Raw genomic sequence first — 21,600 nt, 5'->3', positions numbered from 1 at the left:
GCGGCCGCCATGAGTTTTAAACTCCCAATTCCGTGCTTCTAAATCTTTTTGGACGTGCATATGCTGAATTAGCAAGTCCGAGGGGGCGAAGACATGGCAGCAATAGCCGGCGAATTATTCACACTGATGTTGATGGCATTCGCATTGGGAATGGATGCATTTTCCGTAGGTCTCGGAATGGGCATGTTCAGGCTGACGAAAAGGCATATTTTTAAAATTGGCGTCACGATTGGCTTGTTCCATGTGTGGATGCCGCTGCTTGGAATGGTGGCAGGAAGATTTTTATCGCAGCAATTCGGGGCGATAGCAGGATATATTGGCGGCCTGCTGCTGATTGTGCTCGGTGTCCAGATGATCTGGGCAAGCTTCAAGGAAGAGGAGACAAGCCTGATTACTCCGGTTGGCAAGGGTTTAATGATTTTTGCCCTATCTGTCAGCCTTGATAGTTTTTCTGTCGGCCTCACACTGGGAATCTATGGCGCGAGGACGCTGCTAGTACTGATTTGCTTTGGAGTCGCAGCGATGGTCCTGACATGGGCAGGCCTGCTGGTCGGGAAAAGAGTGCAGGGTTGGCTTGGTACATACAGCGAAGCATTGGGAGGAAGCATTTTGCTCGCATTCGGGCTGAAATTGCTTCTGCCAATATAGACTTTTTTGTGCACCTGTTGTGATGCGGGTGTATTTTTTTCGCGCGTTTCCAAATGGCAAAAATGAAAATGCTTTAAGATTGTCTTATAATGGAGAAAAGTTCAACACAGGAGGGAAACGCATGGCGCGCGTTTTATTTGTCTGTACCGGAAATACTTGCCGAAGCCCAATGGCGGAAGCGATTTTAAAAAGCAAGCAGCTGCCCGGCGTCGAAGTGAAATCAGCGGGAGTGTATGCTTCGAACGGCGCGGATGCTTCGGTCAACGCAAAAATCGTGCTTGAGGAAAACGAAATAAGCCATGAGCATCTTTCCTCGACATTGACAAAGGATATGATTGATTGGGCGACAGTGGTCCTGACGATGACCGGTAGCCATAAAGGGCTGATTCTTAGCCAATATCCAGACGCGGCTGAGAAAACTTTTACATTAAAAGAATTTGCGGGGGAAAGCGGAAGCCGAGATGTGGCCGACCCGTATGGCGGGGATGAGCAAATTTATCGGAAAGCTTTTCAAGAAATTCAAAAAAGTATCGAAAGAATCATCGATAAAATCCGATAATACCCTTGAGAAAAACTTTTCGCAGCGATTCGAAAAGTGGAACGATGCAAATTCATTTTTTCAGGGGGATTGTCAGTGGGTTCAAAACGAAGCTACAAAATGGGATTGCGAAAGAAAATGGTCATACTGACGACCGTGTTAGCGATCATCACGTATTCAACAAGTGCATTCTTTATTTATTTCCTTTATCCTTTTGTTCAAAAGTTCATTGGCATTAATTCGGTCGTTTATACTGCCGCAGTTCTAGGTCTCGGTATCTTCTGGTCCGGGCTGCTCGCGTATATGGCTGCCGGTCTTATTATCAAGCCATTGCAAAAGCTGGAACAATCGGCTTTGAAGGCGGCACAGGGTGAGATTGGCGAGGATGTCGAAGTCTCGAAATCGGATGACGAAATCCGCTCTTTGGGAATGGCCTTCAATAACATGCTGTCAAACCTGCGTGAGATGGTCAGCCAGATTGATGCGAATTTCAATGAAACAAATGAAAAAGTAATCCGCATTTCCGGCCAATCAGCAGCAGCCTCCGAGCAGGCGTCGATCATTTCAACGACGATCAAGGAAATTGCGGCTGGAGCTGATTCTTCGGCGCTATCTACGCAAACGACGGCGGAATCGGTTGATGAAGTCATCCGGATCGCAGAAGACGTCCAGGAAAAAGCGCGGGCATCTGAATCGATCTCCGTGGAAATGGTTAAAGATCTCCAGGAATCAAAGGATGCCATCCATTCATTGATTTCAGGGATTGAAAGGCTTGCGAATGATAACCGCGAATCGCTTGGCACGGTCAAACGATTAGAAGAAAACGCGACAAAAGTGGAGCAGATCATCCAGCTTGTTGGCGATATCGCTGCACAGACGAATTTGCTCGCGCTTAATGCATCGATTGAAGCAGCACGTGCCGGAGAGCATGGCAAAGGCTTCGCAGTTGTCGCCGAAGAAGTGAGGAAGCTTGCCGACCAGAGTGCGGATGCTGTCCAGGGAATATCAGGCTTGATCCAAAACATCCAGTCTGAGGTGCAGAACGTCGTCGGCCAGATCAGCAGACAGGTCGAGACGGCGAATGGTGAAGCGAAGAAAGGCGAGAAGACAAACCAGGTAATTGAAGAAATGACGGAAACTATCCACGAGATGGCAGATGTGATCCACACGATTACCGCACTTGTCGAAACGCAAATGAAAACCATCCAGCACACATCCAATCAATCGCAGGAAATGGCCGCGATTGCGGAAGAGACTTCTGCCGGAGCATTGAGCGTGGCCTCAGCTGCCGAACAGCAGGCGGAAGTCATTTCAGATGTAGAAGAGTTGGCGGTAGAACTGCAAAACCAGGCCGGAAAACTAAAAAGCACGATTACGAAGTTTTCGTTGTAAATAATTGTTGGACCACAGCTGGAAGATGCTGTGGTTTTCTTTTTTTGAGTTGGAAAAAATGGCGCTGAATTTCCAAGTCGCTATAAAAATGAGAAAGTCGCTATATAAATTAAAAACTCGCTATAAAAAACGAAAAGTCGCCATATAAAAATGAAACTCGCTATAAAAAACGAAAAGTCGCTATATAAAAATGAAACTCGCTATAAAAAGCAAAAAGTCGCTATAAAAAAGTAAAACTCGCTATAAAATCTTTTTCTAAACAAATATTAGTAATGAATATCAATACAAAAAAACCGTTTTCTTTATAATCCAGAGCGAATATGAGAAAATAACAGTAGATATAATCGCCCCGCAAGCGGGAAAACATAGGAGGATTTTACAAATGAAGGTTGCAATTGCTTCAGATCATGGCGGAGTCAATATCCGCGAGGAAATTAAGAAATTGATGGATGAAATGAATATTCAGTATGAAGATTTCGGCTGTGAGTGCGGTACTTCTGTTGACTATCCAGACTATGCGCTCCCGGTTGCGGAAAAAGTGGCGAACGGAGAGTTTGATAAGGGAATCTTGATTTGCGGTACAGGCATTGGCATGAGCATCGCTGCGAACAAGGTGAAGGGCATTCGCTGTGCGCTGGTGCATGATGTATTCAGTGCGAAAGCAACTCGCCAGCACAATGACAGCAATATGCTCGCGATGGGAGAGCGTGTCATCGGACCTGGGCTTGCGCGGGAGATTGCAGCTGTATGGCTTACAGAGGAGTACGAAGGCGGCCGCCACGAAAACCGTGTAGGCAAAATCAAGGAGTATGAAAACAAGCAGTAAGATTTTTAAAAGGAGGCGCTGACACTGTCTATTCAACAATGGGAAGCAGAATTGAACTCCATTCTTACCGATTTTAACGAACAGGTACAACTGAAAAAAGGCCAGGTATTGGTTGTCGGCTGCAGCACGAGTGAAATCATCGGCCAGCGGATTGGTACAGCGGGTACGGACGAGGTCGCGGCAATGGTCTTCAGGCAGCTCCGCGAACTACAGAATCAAACAGGCGTCCAGCTGGCGTTCCAATGCTGTGAGCATTTGAACCGCACGATCGTCGTCGAACGGGATACGGCGGAGCGAAAGCAGCTGGATGAAGTGACGGTAATCCCGGTGAGGGATGCAGGCGGGGCAATGGCTGCGCATGCCTACCAAAACCTCGACAACCCTGTTGTGGTGGAATTCATCAAGGCAGACGCCGGCATCGATATTGGCGATACATTGATTGGCATGCAAATGAAGCATGTCGCCGTGCCAGTCAGAGTGCAGCAGAAAAGCGTCGGACATGCCCATGTGACGCTGGCGAAAACAAGGCCGAAGCTGATCGGCGGCGCCCGAGCAGTTTACGAACGAACAAACGAAAATGAATCATGTTGATTGATGAAGAAGCAGAACCTGTTCAATGGTTCTGTTTTTTCTAGCGTCATCCTTTTCTTTCATCATAATATCGGCTAAAATAAGAATGAATTTTCTAATAACGAAACCAGATAATACATATCAAGAGGGGGAACTTACGTGAAGCACTTGTCACAGCAGGATAGCCAGTTATTCGCAGCAATGCAGGATGAATTGAAGCGTCAGCGTACCAAAATCGAATTGATTGCATCTGAGAACTTTGTCAGCGAGGCAGTCATGGAAGCGCAGGGATCTGTACTGACAAATAAATATGCGGAAGGTTATCCAGGCCGCCGCTATTATGGCGGATGCGAGCATGTCGATGTTGTCGAAAATATCGCCCGCGACCGCGCGAAGGAAATCTTTGGCGCAGAGCACGTGAACGTCCAGCCTCACTCAGGCGCCCAGGCGAATATGGCGGTTTATTTTACCGTTCTTGAACAGGGCGATACCGTCCTCGGGATGAATCTTTCCCACGGCGGTCACTTGACTCATGGCAGCCCGGTTAACTTCAGTGGTGTCCAGTATAATTTCGTCGAGTACGGTGTCGACGAGGAAACTCAAGTCATCGATTATGATGTTGTCCTTGAAAAAGCGCGTGAACATAAGCCGAAGATGATCGTTGCCGGTGCGAGTGCATACCCAAGAGCGATTGATTTCAAGCGTTTCCGTGAAATCGCGGATGAAGTCGGCGCCTATTTGATGGTCGATATGGCGCATATCGCCGGTTTGGTTGCAGCAGGCCTGCACCAGAATCCGGTTCCATATGCTGATTTTGTCACGACGACTACCCATAAAACCCTTCGCGGACCGCGCGGCGGGATGATTCTTTGCAAAGAAGAATTCGCGAAGAAAATCGACAAGTCCATTTTCCCTGGCATCCAGGGCGGCCCGCTTATGCATGTCATTGCTGCCAAAGCAGTTGCGTTTGGCGAAGCGCTGGAGGATTCTTTCAAAGAATACGCCCAGAATATCATCTCCAATGCCAACCGCCTTGCAGAAGGCTTGAACAAAGAAGGAATCGATCTTGTATCGGGCGGTACAGACAATCATTTGCTGTTGGTTGATCTGCGCTCACTTGGCCTGACTGGAAAGGTAGCGGAAAAGGTCCTGGATGAAATCGGCATCACTGTCAATAAAAATACGATCCCATTCGATCCGGAAAGCCCATTCGTCACAAGCGGAATCCGTATCGGTACAGCCGCCGTCACAAGCCGCGGCTTCGGACATGAAGAGATGGACGAGATTGCTTCATTGATCGCGTTCACCCTGAAAAATCATGAAGATGAAGCAAAACTGGCAGAAGCGCGCAAACGCGTCGAAGACCTGACAAGCAAGTTCGAATTATACCCTGAGAGATAAAATAACACCCCGGCGGCCCATCATGAATGAGGGCCGCTTTTTCAGGGAAAAATCATTACGCTATTGCGGTTGCTTGTAAAGAGGTTTTTCTGTAAAATTAAACGAAGTGTGATTCAGCAGATCTTACATATAACAGACGGTGTTCACAACTCATTTACCTTTAAAAGGAGCGATAATCATGGCAAAAGTATACGTATTTGACCATCCATTGATCCAGCATAAACTTACTTATATCCGCGAAAAAAGCACAGGCACAAAGGAATTCCGCGAGCTTGTAGACGAAGTCGCAACGCTGATGGCGTTCGAAATCACGCGTGACATGCCGCTTGAGGAAATTGAAATTGAAACACCAGTCGAAAAGACAAAATCGAAAGTACTTTCAGGCAAGAAGCTCGGCATCATCCCGATTCTGCGTGCAGGTATCGGAATGGTTGACGGCATCCTGAAGTTAATCCCGGCAGCGAAGGTAGGACATATCGGTCTTTACCGTGATCCGCAAACATTGAAGCCGGTTGAATATTATGTGAAGCTTCCAAGCGACGTCGAAGAGCGCGACTTCATCGTCGTTGACCCAATGCTTGCGACAGGAGGATCTGCTGTTGAAGCGATCAACTCTCTTAAAAATCGCGGCGCCAAGCACATCAAATTCATGTGTTTGATTGCAGCCCCAGAAGGCGTCGAAGCGGTAAAAGAAGCCCATCCTGACGTCGATATCTATATCGCCGCGCTCGATGAAAAGCTGAACGACCACGGATACATCGTACCTGGCCTTGGAGATGCAGGCGATCGTTTATTTGGAACGAAGTAAGTAATAATGAAGACACCTCTTTTCTGAAAAAGGGGTGTTTTTCTTTTCTTTGAAAATCTTATGGATTTAGAATAATTCTAGTTCGCGGAATTCCAGCAAGATTTCGCGGAATTATCGAATTTTTCGCGGGAAACAACCCTGATTTCGCGGGGTTGCTCATTACATTCGCGGAATTCCCCGCTGTTTTCGCGGAAAAAATGTAATCTGAATACTATTCTCCCTAAAATGACAGGCTAAGCTAAAAAGGGAGGGCTGTATTTCATGAAAATCCGTAGCATTTTCTTCTTTTTCCTTTCATTAGTCATCCTTACCGCCTTCCAGCCACAAAAATTGCAGCATCCGCCGATTCCGCGTGAAGATCCCCAGGCTGAAAAAATCGCCATCGTAATGACGGAGCAGCCGGTGGAGGAACAGCAAATCAAAAATACGCTGAAAAACCTTAAAAATACGAAGCTTCGACGTGTGTTCACACATGCGATCAATGGATATTCTGTACAGGGGCCAGCTTCTGAACTGAAACAGCTGGAAGGGATAGAAAATGTAAAACTTGTTTCTGAAGTAAACACATACAGAGTGGAGAATTCATCACTTCACCAGCCTCAGCACTATCAATCCAGCCCCAGCTTCATTGATAACTTTGAATTAATAGGAACGGAAGCGGTCCATGGGCTGCTTGATGAAAAGGGAAACCATTTGACGGGAAAGGGGATTACCATCGGGGTGATCGATACGGGAATCGATTACGAGCATCCTGACTTAAGGAGAAGTTTTGCCGGAGGCCATGACCTCGTAGATGGCGATGATGATCCGATGGAAACGAAGGGTATGGGATTCAAAAGCACGCTTCATGGTACGCATGTGGCCGGTGTCATCGCAGCAAACGGGAGAATGAGAGGCATGGCACCTGAAGCGAAAATTGTTGCCTACAGGGCGCTTGGTCCGGGCGGAAGCGGAACGACCGAGCAGGTGATTGCGGCGATAGATGAAGCGATCAAGGATAAGGTGGACATCCTGAACCTATCACTTGGAAATGATGTAAATGGTCCTGATCTGCCGATCAGCCTTGCGCTTAACAAAGCGGTAGATGCGGGGATCGTCGCTGTTACGTCTTCGGGTAATTCAGGTCCTAACCGCTGGACAGTCGGGTCGCCAGGGACCGCTTCAAAAGCGATATCGGTGGGCGCTTCCACTCCACCGATGCAGATACCGTACATCACCGCTACAGGCAACACGGAAGAAATCAGGCTCGAGCTTTTACAGGGTTCGGACAATTGGAAGATTACCCAGAGTGAGAACTTGGTGTTTGCAGGACTGGGAACCAAAGAAGAGATGAAAGATGTTAGTGATAAGCTAGTCCTCGTAGAGCGGGGCAAGCTTACTTTTACCGAAAAAGCAAAGAATGCCTTCGAAGCAGGCGCGATTGGTGTCATCATCTACAACAATACGGATGGTACATTCTTCGGCAACCTTGAAGAGACCCTGCCGATCCCTGTAGCTGCAATCAGCAAGAAAACTGGGCTGGCTTTGAAAAAGCAACTGAAAAACAATTCGATGATGATTCGCATCCATTTAATAGAAGAAAAAGATATCCTGGCAGACTTCAGTTCGCGCGGCCCGGTGACGGTCACCTGGGAAATCAAACCGGATATCGTAGCGCCAGGGGTCGCGATTAACAGCACGATTCCCGGAGGATACCTGCCGCTTCAGGGAACGAGCATGGCATCGCCCCATATCGCCGGTGCTGCGGCTCTCATCAAGCAAGCGCACCCGGATTGGAATCCTGCTGAAATCAAGTCGGCGATCATGAACACTGCCAAGGAAATCCAGGATCAGTCCGGAAAAACATACCGGACATTCGAGCAGGGGGCAGGACGGATCCAGACAGAAGCTGCAATCGAAACAGGGAGCCTCGTGATTCCTGGATCGCTGCAATTTGGGAAATTTCAGCTTGCAGATAACATGCATCGGCATAGCGCTCGACTGAAAGTGAAAAATACGGGCTCCGCCACAAAGTCCTACTCCTTCTCGATACCGAAAAAACAAAAAGGGATTGCATGGGAGCTGCCGCTGAGTTTTACACTCAAACCAGGTGAAAGTAAAGATGTCGCAGTGGCGATGAAGGTTACCCCGGAGATGCTCGATGACAAAATCAATGACGGCAGCCTTGTGATGGATGACGGAAAAAATAAGATCCGCATACCCTATCTGTATGTTCTCGAAGAGCCGGATTATCCGCGGGTAATGGGCTTCGGTTTCGCTCCAGCCGACTCTGGGACAGCCTATCGATATGAAGTTTATCTCCCCGGGGGAGCCGACGAGTTTGGTATCGCCCTCTTCGATCCTGATCAGTTTCGGTTCGTTGGTTTTCTCGATTGGGGAAGAAAGCTGAAAAAAGGGATGGCCGGCAAAGAGATACCGCTTGAAAAATTGCCGGAGGACGGAGTGTATCTGGCAAAGGTATTCGCGAAGAAAGCTGGGCGCGAGAGCATGATCGAAACGATGATTTATATCGATAAAACTTCTATTGAAAACAGGACCGGAAAAAGGTGAAACTTTACTCCGGTCCTGTTTTTTTCTGTTATAATAATATAATACTGATATAGGGTTGATGGTATATATTCACAGTGAAAACTTTGTGAATTTTTTCACCCCAATTGATTGACATTGACATTTGCCTATTGTATGCTTACAAAGGGCATAAAATGATAAGGTTTTCAATGTTGATATGCAAGCTTTTTTTTATGTGAAAATATTGTTTTTGCAAAAATATTTCTCACTCCCCTGAATGTCCATTCTCTATAGTGAGGATGCGTTTTTATGCGCCGAAACAACCGCCACCCTTTACAAGCGATGGCACTCATGTCCGCTATACTATCTCAATTGGTAGGCTCCATTTTAATTGGCATTTTTTCCGGAAGATGGCTTGACCGTACCCTTGGTACAGAGCCGCTTTTCTTAATATTCGGATTGCTGATCGGACTGGCGGCAGGTGTGTATGCCATGCTTCGCCTCATCCAACACTTCTTTTCAGGAGACTAGCCACCAATGGAAATTAAGGATATGTTTACTCGCCAGCGAAAATACATATTTACATTATTGTCCTTATATGTACTTGGATATGGGTTTACAACCTATCAATCTGTTTTTGCCGGATTGATTTTTGGTACAAGCCTGAGCCTTTTTAATTTATGGCTGCTTGCGAGGAAAATGAACACCTTCGGGGATTCGGTGGTACAGGGGAAGAAGGTTCGCTCACTTGGCTCGATGTCGAGACTTGCGACCGGTGCGCTTGCCGTAATCATTGCGATGGAATATCCGGATCGCATAAACCTTGTATTTACGGTTTTGGGATTAATGACAGCTTATATTGTCATTATGATAGATTTTTTTGTCCAGACTTTTCAATCACGTAAATAGCGGGGAAGAGAGGTGAATAATTGATGCATCATGAAGCTCCATTAAAAGAAATATTTGGGCTTACTTTTAACTTAGCAAATTTGCTGATGATTACAGTAGCTACCGCAATCGTATTCATCATTGCCGTTCTTTCCACTCGCAGGCTTGCGATGAAACCGACAGGAATGCAGAACTTCATGGAATGGGTTATGGATTTCGTCAAGGGAATCATCAACAGCACGATGGACTGGAAGGACGGGGGAAGATTTCACGTCCTTGGGATCACACTGCTGATGTATGTGTTTGTTTCCAATATGCTGGGACTGCCGTTCTCTGTCGTTGTCGACAATGAACTATGGTGGAAATCACCGACAGCTGACCCGGTCATCACACTGACTCTTGCAGTCATGGTGGTAGGGCTTTCCCATTATTATGGCGTCAAGCTAAAGGGCACTGCCGAGTATGGCAAGGAATTCTTTAAGCCGTTTTGGTTCATGTTCCCGATCAAGATCATTGAAGAGTTCGCGAATACGCTCACTCTTGGTCTTCGTCTTTACGGTAACATTTACGCAGGTGAGATCCTGTTGGGTCTTCTTGCAGCCAGCCTCGCAACCGGAGTAGGCGGACACTTGGCCGCAGCCGTTCCAATGCTTGTATGGCAAGGATTCTCCGTTTTCGTCGGAGCAATCCAGGCGTTTATCTTCACTATGTTAACGATGGTTTATCTCTCTCATAAAGTGAGTCATGACCATTAATATATACCCTGTTCATTTAATGAACAAAACTTATAAAACTATTTTTTCATACATTAAAGGAGGAACTTTATAATGGGTCTATTAGCAGCAGCAATCGCAATTGGTTTAGCAGCACTTGGTGCAGGTATTGGTAACGGTTTGATCGTATCACGTACAGTAGAAGGTATCGCTCGTCAGCCAGAAGCTCGCGGTATGCTTCAAACTACAATGTTCATCGGGGTTGCGTTGGTTGAAGCGATTCCTATCATCGCAGTAGTTATCGCGTTCATGGTAATCGGTGGTTAATCAATTATAAGAATTTAAGATGGCGAAGATCATTCCGCGCGAACCTTCGCCATTCTATTATGTAGGCTTCGAGACGGTTAAACCCGGAGAGGAGCAGACCTGGATCTGAATGCAAGCAATCGTTTGAAATAAAATAGGGCAAGCAGGCATTTTGAGCGGCCCTAAGCGTCGGCACTAAGCCGGATGACGCATGTTGGACCTTTTTTAATCATGGTACAACTCTTGAAGGGAGTGAATCGAGGGTGTTAACAATGAATTTTGTATTGGGAGCGGCTTCCGGCCTAAATACTGGAGATATTTTGTTCCAGCTTGTTATGTTCCTTGTTTTGTTAGCATTGCTTAAAAAGTTCGCTTGGGGTCCATTGATGGGCATCATGAAGGAACGTGAAGAGCATATTGCTGGTGAAATCGGAGCGGCTGAAAAGAGCCGTGCAGAAGCACAAAAACTTTTGGAAGAACAGCGTGATATGCTTAAGCAGGCACGCACAGAAGCACAGGGCCTAATTGAAAATGCAAAGAAACAGGGCGACCTTCAGCGTGATGAAATCATTGCACTGGCACGTACTGAATCTGACAGAATCAAAGAATCTGCGAAGCTTGAAATCGAACAGCAGAAGGAGCAGGCTGTTGCAGCGATCCGCGAACAAGTTGCTTCACTTTCTGTCTTGATCGCTTCTAAAGTAATCGAGAAGGAAATCTCTGCAGCTGACCAGGAAAAGCTCATCAATGAATACATTCAAGAGGCGGGTAATGCCCGATGAGCAACTCTACAGTAGCAAAACGCTATGCCCTGGCACTTTTTCAACTCGCTTCTGAAAAGCAGGCTCTCCCACAGGTTGAGGAAGAGCTTCGCACAGTAAAAGAAGTTGTTGTGAACAATCCGGAATTGACTGCATTTTTAAAGTCTCCGAAACTTCCTAATGAGAAGAAGAAAGAGGTTTTGAAGCAGGCATTCGGATCTGTAAGCACGTATGTCCTTAACACTTTGATGATTTTGGTTGACCGCCACCGCGAAGACCAGATCGCAGACGTTGCTGACCAGTTCATCGCCCTTGCAAATGATGCAAAAGGTGTGGCTGAAGCAAAAGTCTATAGTGTCCAGCCACTTTCGGCTGAGCAGGCTGAAGCTCTTTCAGCTTCGTTCGCGCCACAGGTTGGCAAACAGTCACTTCAAATTGAAAACATTGTAGATTCCAATTTGCTTGGAGGCGTAAAGCTTCGCATTGGAAACCGCATTTTTGACGGCAGCTTGCGCGGCAAGCTCGATCGTTTAGAACGTAAATTGCTAGGCTAAGATTCGTAGATAGGGGTGAAACTCATGAGCATCAAAGCTGAAGAAATCAGTGCGCTGATAAAATCGCAAATCGAAAATTATCAGTCGGAAATTCAAGTGAGTGATGTGGGTACAGTTATCAGTGTTGGTGACGGTATCGCCCGTGCTCATGGCCTCGACAATGTCATGGCTGGAGAACTTGTTGAATTTTCAAACGGCGTTATGGGTATGGCACAAAACCTGGAAGAAAATAACGTCGGTATCATCATCCTTGGACCTTTCACGGACATCCGCGAAGGCGACGAGGTACGCCGTACGGGCCGCATCATGGAGGTTCCTGTTGGGGAACAGCTTATCGGCCGCGTCGTAAACCCACTTGGACAGCCAGTGGATGGCATGGGTCCAATCAACACAACTAAAACTCGTCCAATCGAGTACGCTGCACCAGGCGTTATGGATCGTAAATCCGTTCATGAGCCATTGCAGACTGGTATCAAGGCGATCGACGCTCTTGTGCCAATCGGCCGCGGACAGCGTGAATTGATCATCGGTGACCGCCAGACTGGTAAAACATCTGTAGCGATCGATACAATCCTTAACCAAAAAGGCCAGGACATGATCTGTATCTACGTTGCAATCGGACAGAAGGAATCAACTGTACGTAATGCGGTTGAAACACTCCGTAAGAACGGCGCGTTAGATTATTCTATCGTTGTTACAGCATCTGCTTCCCAGCCAGCTCCATTGCTATACCTTGCTCCGTACGCAGGTGTTACAATGGCTGAAGACTTCATGTACGATGGCAAGCATGTGCTTGTAGTATATGATGACCTTTCAAAACAAGCGGCAGCATACCGTGAACTTTCCTTGCTGCTTCGCCGTCCTCCAGGCCGTGAAGCTTACCCAGGGGATGTATTCTACTTGCACTCACGCTTGCTAGAGCGTGCTGCTAAGTTGAGCGACGCTAAAGGAGCGGGTTCAATCACAGCACTTCCGTTCATTGAAACGCAGGCAGGCGACGTTTCTGCTTACATTCCAACGAACGTTATCTCAATCACAGACGGACAGATCTTCTTGCAGTCCGACCTATTCTTCTCTGGCGTTCGTCCAGCGATCAACGCAGGTCTTTCTGTATCCCGTGTAGGTGGATCCGCTCAAATCAAAGCGATGAAGAAGGTATCTGGTACACTGCGTCTTGACCTTGCTTCATACCGTGAATTGGAAGCATTCGCATCGTTCGGTTCTGACCTTGATAAAGCAACTCAGGCAAAACTTAACCGCGGTGCCCGTACGGTAGAAGTACTTAAACAAGATCTTAACAAGCCGCTTGCTGTTGAAAAGCAAGTTGCAATCCTATATGCACTGACTCGCGGCTTCCTGGACGATATTCCATTGCAGGATATCCGCCGCTTCGAAGGTGAATTCCTTTCATGGTTAGACCACAACCATACAGAAGTGTTAGACCATATCCGATCAACGAAGGAACTTCCTTCAGACGACGATATGGCTGCTGCACTAAACGCTTTCAAAAAGACGTTTGCAGTATCTGAATAAGTAGTTAAGCAGCGCCAGCTTCCATGCTGGTCCTGCCTGACCTTGGACTAACAATCTATGTAAAAGGGTGGTGAGAACCGAAATGGCATCTTTACGCGATATAAAAAACCGTATTACTTCGACTAAAAAGACGAGCCAGATTACCAAGGCAATGGAGATGGTATCCGCAGCTAAATGGAACCGTGGGGTCATGAACGCGAAAGCATTCGTTCCTTACATGGAAAAAATCCAGGAAGTGACTGCCTCAATCGCAATGGGCAGCAAGGATTCCAACCACCCAATGCTGAACAGCCGTCCAGTCAAGAAGACGGGATATCTAGTGATTACATCTGACCGCGGACTAGCAGGGGCTTACAACAGTAACGTCCTTCGCCAGCTGTACCAGACAATCCAGCAACGCCATAAATCAAATGATGAGTTTGCGATCATCGCGATCGGGCGTGTCGGCCGTGACTTTTTCCAAAGCCGTGGCATGAACGTTGTCCTTGACATCGTTGGCATCGCTGACCAGCCGTCCTTCTCTGAGATCCAGGATATCGCCAGCAGCACAGTTGGCATGTTCTCGGATGGAACATTTGATGAATTATATATTTACTACAGTCATTACGTCAGCGCGATCGCTCAAGAAGTAACCGATAAGAAACTGCTTCCGTTAACGGATATTGGCGCAGCTTCAACAAAGCTTACTTCATATGAATTTGAGCCGAACGCTGAGGAGATCCTGGAAGTTCTCTTGCCGCAATACGCAGAAAGCTTGATTTACGGAGCACTGCTTGACAGCAAAGCAAGTGAACACGCTGCTCGTATGACAGCCATGAGAAACGCGACGGACAACGCGAAAGAGCTGATCAATTCCCTCAGCTTGAGCTACAACCGCGCGCGTCAGGCTGCGATTACCCAGGAAATCACCGAAATCGTCGGTGGAGCTGCAGCGCTCGAATAGGTTTTTCAATGATAATGGGGGATGTGGCTTGATGCTGCATCCCATCATGATGTATATATTTCAACTAGTACGATAGGAGGGAACAAGATGAACAAAGGACGCGTTCTCCAGGTTATGGGTCCGGTTGTTGACGTTAAGTTTGAAAGCGGCAATCTTCCAGAGATCTATAACGCTTTGAAAATTGTAACCAGCGATGCGGATGTGAACATCGAACTAACTCTTGAAGTAGCCCTTCACTTAGGCGATGACACAGTTCGTACAATCGCGATGTCTTCCACAGACGGCCTTAAGCGCGGCGTGGAAGTATTAGATACAGGTGCTCCAATCTCCGTTCCGGTTGGGGACGTAACACTAGGGCGTGTATTCAACGTATTGGGTGAGTCAATCGACCTTGACGCTCCAATCGCTGCTGAATCACGCCGCGATTCAATCCACAGGGAAGCTCCAACATTCGAACAGCTTTCAACTGAGGTAGAAATCCTTGAAACAGGTATCAAGGTAGTTGACCTTCTTGCTCCATATATCAAGGGTGGTAAGATCGGATTGTTCGGTGGTGCCGGTGTAGGTAAAACTGTACTAATCCAGGAATTAATCAACAACATCGCTCAAGAGCACAGCGGTATCTCCGTATTCGCAGGTGTTGGTGAGCGTACACGTGAAGGTAACGACCTTTACCACGAAATGACTGACTCTGGCGTTATCAAGCAAACAGCGATGGTATTCGGACAGATGAACGAGCCGCCAGGAGCACGTATGCGTGTTGCCCTGACTGGTTTGACAATGGCTGAATATTTCCGTGATGAGCAAGGACAGGACGTTCTTTTCTTCATGGATAACATCTTCCGTTTCACACAAGCAGGTTCCGAGGTTTCTGCCCTACTTGGCCGTATGCCATCAGCGGTAGGTTACCAGCCGACTCTTGCAACTGAAATGGGTAAATTGCAGGAACGTATCACATCTACTAACGTAGGTTCTGTTACTTCCATCCAGGCGATCTATGTACCTGCCGATGACTACACTGACCCGGCTCCGGCTACAACTTTCGCTCACTTGGATGCAACAACGAACCTTGAGCGTAAGCTTTCTGAAATGGGTATCTACCCTGCGGTAGATCCGCTTGCTTCGACTTCACGTGCATTGACACCTGAAATCGTTGGCGAAGAGCACTACTCAGTAGCTCGCCGCGTACAGCAAACTTTACAGCGTTACAGAGAACTTCAGGACATCATCGCAATCCTGGGTATGGATGAGCTTTCTGACGAAGATAAGCTGACTGTACACCGCGCTCGCCGCGTCCAGTTCTACCTGTCACAAAACTTCCACGTAGCCGAGCAGTTCACAGGACAGCCAGGTTCTTACGTGCCAGTTAAAGAAACAGTTAAAGGATTCGCAGAAATCCTTGACGGCAAATATGACCACCTTCCAGAAGATGCATTCCGCCTAGTTGGCCGAATCGAAGAAGTTATCGAGAATGCAAAACGTATGGGTGTAGAGGTCTAATAACGGACCAGGAGGGTAAAAAATGAAGACGATTAAAGTCAGTGTTGTTACTCCCGATGGGCCGGTGTATGAATCAGATGTTGAAATGGTAAGCACAAAAGCAAGCACAGGCGAGCTTGGAATCTTGCCAGGCCACATTCCAATGGTTGCACCGCTACAAATTGGCGCTGTCCGTTTGAAAAATGGCAGCAATTACGAGTTCATTGCAGTAAGCGGCGGCTTCCTTGAGGTCCGTCCCGAGCAGGTAACCATCCTTGCTCAATCTGCAGAACAATCATCTGAAATCGATCTTGAACGTGCATTAAGAGCAAAGGAACGCGCTGAACAGCGCCTGCATGAAAGAAAGCAGGAGAACATCGACTTCAAGCGTGCAGAACTTGCCCTTCAGCGTGCAATCAACCGTATTTCAGTTGCTGAACGCAGAATTTAATGTTTTTAATGGACACCCTCCAGCAATGCTGGGGGGTGTTTTTTATGCCGGTGTGTTTGTCGACAACAATGTATCCTTGCTGTTGTGCGGTGAATGAATCTTCTTTTTGGCATTGATAGAATGTCGTGAATTTCCGCGGAGCTATCCAATTGATTAGCAAATCTGGGATCGGATTCCGTTTCGCTATATAAACTAAAAACTCGCTATAAAAAAGAAAAAGTCGCTATATAAATAAAAAAGTCGCTATATAAATAAAATTTCGCTATATAAATAAAATTTCGCTATAAAACTCAAAAATAGATCAGGGTTTATCTTAAAAATTATCCTAAGAAATCATGATAGAGATCAAAAATAATCTCTATCATCGTTAAAATTCTCGTTTAGAAATCAATTCCTCACTCAATTCCCCAATAAAGGTCCCCAAAAACTTCCGCCAGGCGAAAAGTCCACAATTTCGCCATAAACTCAACGCTGCAACAGAACTCATAAATGTTGACAAACGTCACTGACAATCAAGCCTGATTTGTTTTAAATATAAAATGTAACCGATTGTCTTGTTTTAGCGCGCGTCTGTGAGGCTGCACCCTTCAGAACGCGGCTCGGCCTTCACACCAGACAGCCTCGTAAAAACAATGAGAATAATTTGCCTTCTGGACAACTAAGTATGGAAGGGGACGACTCTTTCCCGCTTTCCGAACAGGTCAAGAAAGATACTATTTTTCTATCAAAAAGTGTATGGAAGAAGGTTGCCAGATTGTTCAAAGCCTTGTCGACACACTATTGCAACAATGGTATAATTGTTATCGGTTACAAGTTTAAAAAGTATGAAAATTTTACAACATTGGAGGGATGGGCATGGAACAGTTGAATCTATATCAAAATAACTATTTGATAGTCTTTGTGTTCCTATGTCTCGGGGTATTGCTTCCAATCGTAGCCTTGTTTGCGGCTAAGCTTCTGAGGCCGAAATACAAGAACGACGAGCGGAAATATACCACCTACGAGAGCGGGATGGAACCGTTCAGCGATGCACGGGTCCAGTTTAATGTCCGTTATTATGTGTTTGCCCTTATGTTCGTTATTTTTGATGTAGAAACAGCGTTTTTGTATCCATGGGCTGTCGCCTACGAGAAGCTGGGGATCTTCGCATTGATTGAAATGCTGATTTTCGTCGTAATGCTTCTAATCGGACTCATCTACGCATGGAAAAAGAAGGTGCTAAAATGGATTTAAAATTGGATGATTTATCACCAGCAGAAGCGGCAGAACTCCAAAGGAATGTATTCGTGACAACTCTTGAACAGGTAAAAGGCTGGGCCAGAAGCAACTCGATGTGGCCAATGACTTTTGGTCTTGCGTGCTGCGCGATTGAAATGATGGCGTCCAGTTCGGCTCACTATGACCTTGACCGTTTTGGGACGTTCTACAGGAACTCACCTCGTCAATCCGATGTCATGATTGTTTCAGGTACCGTAACGAAGAAAATGGCTCCGACTGTCCGCAGGCTGTATGACCAGCTGGCAGAACCAAAGTGGGTAATCGCGATGGGTTCTTGCGCGACAGCAGGTGGACCATATGTAAAATCATACTCAGTTGTAAAGGGAGTCGACCAGATTGTACCGGTTGATGTATACATACCGGGATGCCCGCCGAACCCAGCAGCATTGATTTACGGGATTAATAAATTGAAAGAGAAAATCCGTTATGAGGCGAAAACCGGGAAGAAGGTGATCTAACCGATGAGCGGGGAAAAGGATTTAGAGCAAATAAAAAGAGAAGCAGCCCAAAAGGCGAAGGAGCTTGCAAAGCAGCGTCAGGCTGCCAAACAAGCAGGGGAAGGAAATGACCCGAAAGAGGTTGCCGACAAAGTCGCAGAACCTGAAGAAAAACAAACTGAAGCAAAAGCGGAAGCACCTGCTGGTGACGATGCCGAGCTAGCGAAAAAGAAAGCCGCAGCCGCAGCGAACGCAAAGGCAGCTGCACTTGCAAAAATGAAAGCCAACGAGCAGTCTGGGGAAGCTCCAGAGGCAAAAGAAGAGGTTTCGGCTCCGGTCGAAGGACAGGATGCTGATTTGGCCAAGAAAAAAGCAGCTGCAGCCGCAAAAGCAAAGGCAGCCGCTCTCGCAAAGATGAAAGCGACTGGCCAGATAGAGGAAAACGCCGAAGCTCCAGCAGCATCAGAAACTCCAGCAGCAGCGGATGCTCCAGCCGGAGACGACGATGATTTGGCGAAAAAGAAAGCCGCAGCCGTAGCGAAAGCCAAGGCAGCAGCGGCAGCGAAAAGGAAGGCGCAGGCCGAGGCAGAAGGTGGAGCGGACGCTTCAACGGATGACGATGACCTTGCGAAAAAGAAAGCCGCAGCCGTAGCGAAGGCAAAGGCAGCAGCGGCAGCAAAAAGGAAAGCACAGGAGGCAGCTGGAGGAGAAGACGCTTCAGCAGGTGACGATGATCTGGCGAAGAAGAAAGCCGCAGCTGTAGCGAAAGCGAAGGCGGCCGCAGCAGCAAAAGCAAAAGCGGCAGCAGGCGGTGGCTCAGCTGACGATGAAAAAGCGAAAGCAATTGCAGCGGCAAAGGCAAAAGCAGCCGCAGCAGCGAAGGCGAAGTCAGCAGCTGGCGCGAAAGCCGGAGCAGATGAGCCTGTCGAAGAGAAGAAGCCATCTCCAAACCAGCCTTACCTTGATAAATATGTAAAAGCAATCACCGACAATCTTGGCGATGACATTTTGGAAGATTCCTATATTAACCCTCTTTCAAAGGATGTCCCAACGCTTGTGGCAAAGAAAGAATCCTATTATCGCCTGGCTGAATTCCTGAAGTACAATGAACTGCTTGGATTCGATTATCTGTCAGAGCTTCACGGAACGGATTTCCAGACCCATATGGAAGTGTATGTTCACTTGTACTCATACAAGAACAGACAGTCAGTAGCGTTGAAAGTTAAGCTTGACCGTGACCAGCCGGCCATCGAGTCATTGGCGAACCTGTGGGCAGGAGCGAACTGGCCAGAGTGTGAAACCTACGACCTTCTTGGCATCAAATTCGAAGGCCATCCTGACCTCCATCGCATCATGCTTGGTGAAGACTGGGTCGGCCACCCATTAAGAAAAGACTATGAACCGTATGATGTGGAGGTGTAGCCCGTGATACGCACAGAAGAAATGCTCTTGAACGTGGGCCCGCAGCACCCTAGTACACACGGTGTATTCCGCCTCGTTCTCAAAATCGACGGGGAAATCATTGTAGAAGCGAAGCCGGTCATCGGCTATTTGCACCGCGGCACTGAAAAGCTGGCGGAAAATCTGCAATATACCCAGATCATTCCTTACACAGACCGGATGGACTATGTGTCAGCGATGACGAATAACTATGTCATCGTCCATGCTGTGGAAACGATGATGGGCGTCCAAATTCCGGAACGCGCCGAGTACTTAAGAGTACTTGCAATGGAGCTGAACAGGGTTGCCAGCCACCTGCTGTGGTGGGGAACATTCATCCTCGACTTTGGTGCGACAAGCCCACTGCTTTACGCATTCCGAGACAGGGAGATGATCCTGAATCTGCTGAATGAACTGTCTGGTGCTCGTCTGACGTTCAACTACATGCGTGTAGGCGGCGTCAAATGGGATGCTCCGGAAGGATGGATTGAAAAGGTAGCGGAATTCGTGCCATACCTGAGGGAACAGCTGAAGGGCTATCACCAGCTTGTATCAGGGAATGAAATCTTCCTTAATCGTACGAAGAATATCGGTACATATACAAAGGAAGACGCAATCAATTATTCATTGAGCGGCCCGAACCTGCGTTCAACCGGAGTCAAGTGGGATTTGCGCAAGGATGAGCCGTATTCAATCTATGACCGTTTCGACTTCGATATTGTCACGCGTGACGAAGGCGATGCGCTGGCCCGCTATTATGTACGGATGGGCGAAATCGAAGAATCATTAAAAATCATTGAACAGGCTGTGCAGCAATTCCCGAAAGAGGGAGAAATCATGGCCAAGGTTCCAAAGATCATCAAGGCTCCAAAAGGGGAAGCGTTTGTCCGGATCGAAGGCTCCCGGGGCGAAATTGGCTGCTATATTTCCAGCGATGGCAAAAAAGAGCCGTACCGCCTCAAGTTCAGAAGGCCTAGTTTCTATAATCTGCAAATCCTCCCTAAACTGCTCGAAGGTGAAAGCATCTCAAATCTGATTGCAATTTTAGGAGCGGTTGATATCGTTCTTGGGGAGGTAGACGGATAATGGTTCAGGAGCTACTCGAATCCAGTGCTGGCCTTATGAATTTCAGCATCTTCTTCGTCCTGGCTGTCGTCCTTTTGTTCGTAATCCTTGGATTCGTAACAATGGCGATTCTGGCAGAGAGGAAAGTGCTTGGTTTCATGCAGGGCCGTTATGGTCCAGCCCATGTCGGCGGTAAGTGGGGGCTGTTGCAATCCGTTGCCGACGTTGTAAAGCTTCTTGTAAAAGAAGACTTAATTCCAAAAGCAGCGGATAAGCCGCTGTTCATCATCGCACCGGTCATCGCGTTCGCGCCGTCCTTCATGGTCATGGCGACGATCCCGCTGACGGATAAACTGCAATTTGCCGACTTGAATGTCGGATTCCTGTATTATATAGCGATTTCAGGCCTGACGATTGTCGGGATGCTGATGGCAGGCTGGGCATCCAACAATAAATACTCATTGCTTGGCGGTATGCGTGCCGCGGCCCAGATGATTTCCTACGAAATCCCGCTGGTCATGAGTGTTTTGGGGATTGTCCTGTTATCAGGCAGCCTTAACCTGAATGAGATCGTTGAAACACAGCAGAACAACGGCTGGTTCATCCTGTGGCAGCCGATCGCGTTCATCGTGTTCTTCATTGCCGCTACCGCTGAACTGAACAGGGTGCCATTCGACCTTGCCGAAGCGGAGAACGAACTTGTTGCCGGTTTCCACACAGAGTATTCCGGATTCCGCTGGGCGATGTTCATGCTGGCTGAATATGTGTATATGTTCGCAATGTCTGCTTTGATCACTGTATTATTCCTTGGAGGCTGGCTGCCGCTCCCATTCCTCGGCTTCATCCCTGGAGCTGTATGGTTCGCGCTCAAGTTCAGCTTAGTGGTTTATATCCTCATTTGGTTCCGTGCTACGTTCCCGCGTATCCGTGCAGACCAATTGATGGAGTTCGCCTGGAAAGTGCTTTTGCCGGTTGCGCTGGCAAACATCTTCCTGTCGGCATTGATCAAAGAATTTTTCACTAATTTTTTCTAAAATAGGAATGGAAGCAGCATGGCTTCC

Annotated in this window: 23 protein-coding genes; all 23 read left to right on the top strand. The window is 47.4% G+C overall.

All coding sequences use genetic code 11. The features are described from left to right. Positions 1 to 93: 93 nt before the first annotated feature. The 23 genes from QNH36_RS23035 to nuoH all read left to right on the top strand — a co-directional run bounded on the left by QNH36_RS23035 (position 94) and on the right by nuoH (position 21,573). Positions 94 to 648, top strand: coding sequence for a manganese efflux pump MntP (locus QNH36_RS23035; RefSeq protein ID WP_251542570.1), 555 nt, complete (start codon positions 94 to 96; stop codon positions 646 to 648). Between the two features lie 121 nt (positions 649 to 769). Next, on the top strand, positions 770 to 1,207 hold the full coding sequence (locus QNH36_RS23030) for a low molecular weight protein arginine phosphatase (protein ID WP_251542572.1): 438 nt from the start codon (positions 770 to 772) through the stop codon (positions 1,205 to 1,207). A 75-nt stretch (positions 1,208 to 1,282) separates the two neighbouring features. Continuing rightward, a complete protein-coding gene (locus QNH36_RS23025) occupies positions 1,283 to 2,578 on the top strand; it encodes a methyl-accepting chemotaxis protein (protein ID WP_481825294.1) in 1,296 nt (431 codons plus the stop codon). Between the two features lie 382 nt (positions 2,579 to 2,960). Then, complete coding sequence (gene rpiB / locus QNH36_RS23020) at positions 2,961 to 3,404, top strand: ribose 5-phosphate isomerase B (RefSeq protein ID WP_283904363.1); 444 nt, start codon at positions 2,961 to 2,963, stop codon at positions 3,402 to 3,404. 18 nt (positions 3,405 to 3,422) lie between these two features. Continuing rightward, a complete protein-coding gene (locus tag QNH36_RS23015; protein WP_283905457.1) occupies positions 3,423 to 3,995 on the top strand; it encodes a TIGR01440 family protein in 573 nt (190 codons plus the stop codon). A gap of 138 nt (positions 3,996 to 4,133) precedes the next feature. Then, complete coding sequence (glyA, locus tag QNH36_RS23010; RefSeq protein ID WP_251542578.1) at positions 4,134 to 5,375, top strand: serine hydroxymethyltransferase; 1,242 nt, start codon at positions 4,134 to 4,136, stop codon at positions 5,373 to 5,375. A 178-nt stretch (positions 5,376 to 5,553) separates the two neighbouring features. Further along, positions 5,554 to 6,183: a uracil phosphoribosyltransferase gene (upp, locus tag QNH36_RS23005; RefSeq protein ID WP_144479139.1), complete on the top strand. Its 630-nt coding sequence runs from the start codon at positions 5,554 to 5,556 to the stop codon at positions 6,181 to 6,183. Between the two features lie 261 nt (positions 6,184 to 6,444). Then, positions 6,445 to 8,733, top strand: coding sequence for a S8 family serine peptidase (locus QNH36_RS23000; protein WP_283904362.1), 2,289 nt, complete (start codon positions 6,445 to 6,447; stop codon positions 8,731 to 8,733). 267 nt (positions 8,734 to 9,000) lie between these two features. Beyond that, complete coding sequence (locus QNH36_RS22995) at positions 9,001 to 9,222, top strand: AtpZ/AtpI family protein (RefSeq protein WP_079506312.1); 222 nt, start codon at positions 9,001 to 9,003, stop codon at positions 9,220 to 9,222. Between the two features lie 6 nt (positions 9,223 to 9,228). Continuing rightward, positions 9,229 to 9,600, top strand: coding sequence for an ATP synthase subunit I (locus tag QNH36_RS22990; protein WP_144479135.1), 372 nt, complete (start codon positions 9,229 to 9,231; stop codon positions 9,598 to 9,600). Positions 9,601 to 9,623: 23 nt separating this feature from the next. Then, positions 9,624 to 10,334, top strand: coding sequence for a F0F1 ATP synthase subunit A (gene atpB, locus QNH36_RS22985; RefSeq protein WP_079506316.1), 711 nt, complete (start codon positions 9,624 to 9,626; stop codon positions 10,332 to 10,334). Positions 10,335 to 10,406: 72 nt separating this feature from the next. Continuing rightward, a complete protein-coding gene (atpE, locus tag QNH36_RS22980) occupies positions 10,407 to 10,619 on the top strand; it encodes a F0F1 ATP synthase subunit C (protein WP_023613579.1) in 213 nt (70 codons plus the stop codon). A 242-nt stretch (positions 10,620 to 10,861) separates the two neighbouring features. Beyond that, on the top strand, positions 10,862 to 11,380 hold the full coding sequence (locus tag QNH36_RS22975; RefSeq protein WP_144479133.1) for a F0F1 ATP synthase subunit B: 519 nt from the start codon (positions 10,862 to 10,864) through the stop codon (positions 11,378 to 11,380). Continuing rightward, on the top strand, positions 11,377 to 11,913 hold the full coding sequence (locus tag QNH36_RS22970) for a F0F1 ATP synthase subunit delta (protein ID WP_144479131.1): 537 nt from the start codon (positions 11,377 to 11,379) through the stop codon (positions 11,911 to 11,913). Before QNH36_RS22975 ends, QNH36_RS22970 begins: the two co-directional genes overlap by 4 nt. 24 nt (positions 11,914 to 11,937) lie before the next feature. Next, the gene (atpA, locus tag QNH36_RS22965; protein WP_283904361.1) at positions 11,938 to 13,446 is read left to right on the top strand and encodes a F0F1 ATP synthase subunit alpha; all 1,509 of its coding nucleotides are present in this window, start codon (positions 11,938 to 11,940) and stop codon (positions 13,444 to 13,446) included. Positions 13,447 to 13,528: 82 nt separating this feature from the next. Continuing rightward, on the top strand, positions 13,529 to 14,389 hold the full coding sequence (locus QNH36_RS22960) for a F0F1 ATP synthase subunit gamma (RefSeq protein WP_283904360.1): 861 nt from the start codon (positions 13,529 to 13,531) through the stop codon (positions 14,387 to 14,389). 87 nt (positions 14,390 to 14,476) lie between these two features. Then, the gene (gene atpD / locus QNH36_RS22955) at positions 14,477 to 15,889 is read left to right on the top strand and encodes a F0F1 ATP synthase subunit beta (protein WP_283904359.1); all 1,413 of its coding nucleotides are present in this window, start codon (positions 14,477 to 14,479) and stop codon (positions 15,887 to 15,889) included. 22 nt (positions 15,890 to 15,911) lie between these two features. Beyond that, positions 15,912 to 16,319, top strand: coding sequence for a F0F1 ATP synthase subunit epsilon (locus tag QNH36_RS22950; RefSeq protein ID WP_144479123.1), 408 nt, complete (start codon positions 15,912 to 15,914; stop codon positions 16,317 to 16,319). A gap of 855 nt (positions 16,320 to 17,174) precedes the next feature. Further along, on the top strand, positions 17,175 to 17,552 hold the full coding sequence (locus tag QNH36_RS22945) for an NADH-quinone oxidoreductase subunit A (RefSeq protein WP_144479121.1): 378 nt from the start codon (positions 17,175 to 17,177) through the stop codon (positions 17,550 to 17,552). Beyond that, positions 17,543 to 18,055 carry a NuoB/complex I 20 kDa subunit family protein gene (locus QNH36_RS22940; protein WP_144479119.1) on the top strand — a complete coding sequence of 171 codons (513 nt, stop codon included), beginning with the start codon at positions 17,543 to 17,545 and terminating at the stop codon, positions 18,053 to 18,055. Before QNH36_RS22945 ends, QNH36_RS22940 begins: the two co-directional genes overlap by 10 nt. Positions 18,056 to 18,058: 3 nt before the next feature. Continuing rightward, positions 18,059 to 19,456 (top strand): NADH-quinone oxidoreductase subunit C, encoded by a 1,398-nt coding sequence (locus QNH36_RS22935; RefSeq protein WP_283904358.1) that lies wholly within the window; start codon positions 18,059 to 18,061, stop codon positions 19,454 to 19,456. 3 nt (positions 19,457 to 19,459) lie between these two features. Further along, positions 19,460 to 20,560 carry an NADH-quinone oxidoreductase subunit D gene (locus QNH36_RS22930; RefSeq protein ID WP_144479115.1) on the top strand — a complete coding sequence of 367 codons (1,101 nt, stop codon included), beginning with the start codon at positions 19,460 to 19,462 and terminating at the stop codon, positions 20,558 to 20,560. Then, on the top strand, positions 20,560 to 21,573 hold the full coding sequence (nuoH, locus tag QNH36_RS22925; protein ID WP_144479113.1) for an NADH-quinone oxidoreductase subunit NuoH: 1,014 nt from the start codon (positions 20,560 to 20,562) through the stop codon (positions 21,571 to 21,573). The genes QNH36_RS22930 and nuoH overlap by 1 nt, the downstream gene beginning before the upstream one ends. Positions 21,574 to 21,600: the final 27 nt, after the last annotated feature.

Source organism: Mesobacillus sp. AQ2 (genome assembly GCF_030122805.1).
Classification (GTDB): domain Bacteria; phylum Bacillota; class Bacilli; order Bacillales; family Cytobacillaceae; genus Mesobacillus; species Mesobacillus oceanisediminis_A.
Note: the sequence above shows the minus strand (reverse complement) of the source record. Positions and strands in the feature narration are given on the sequence as shown.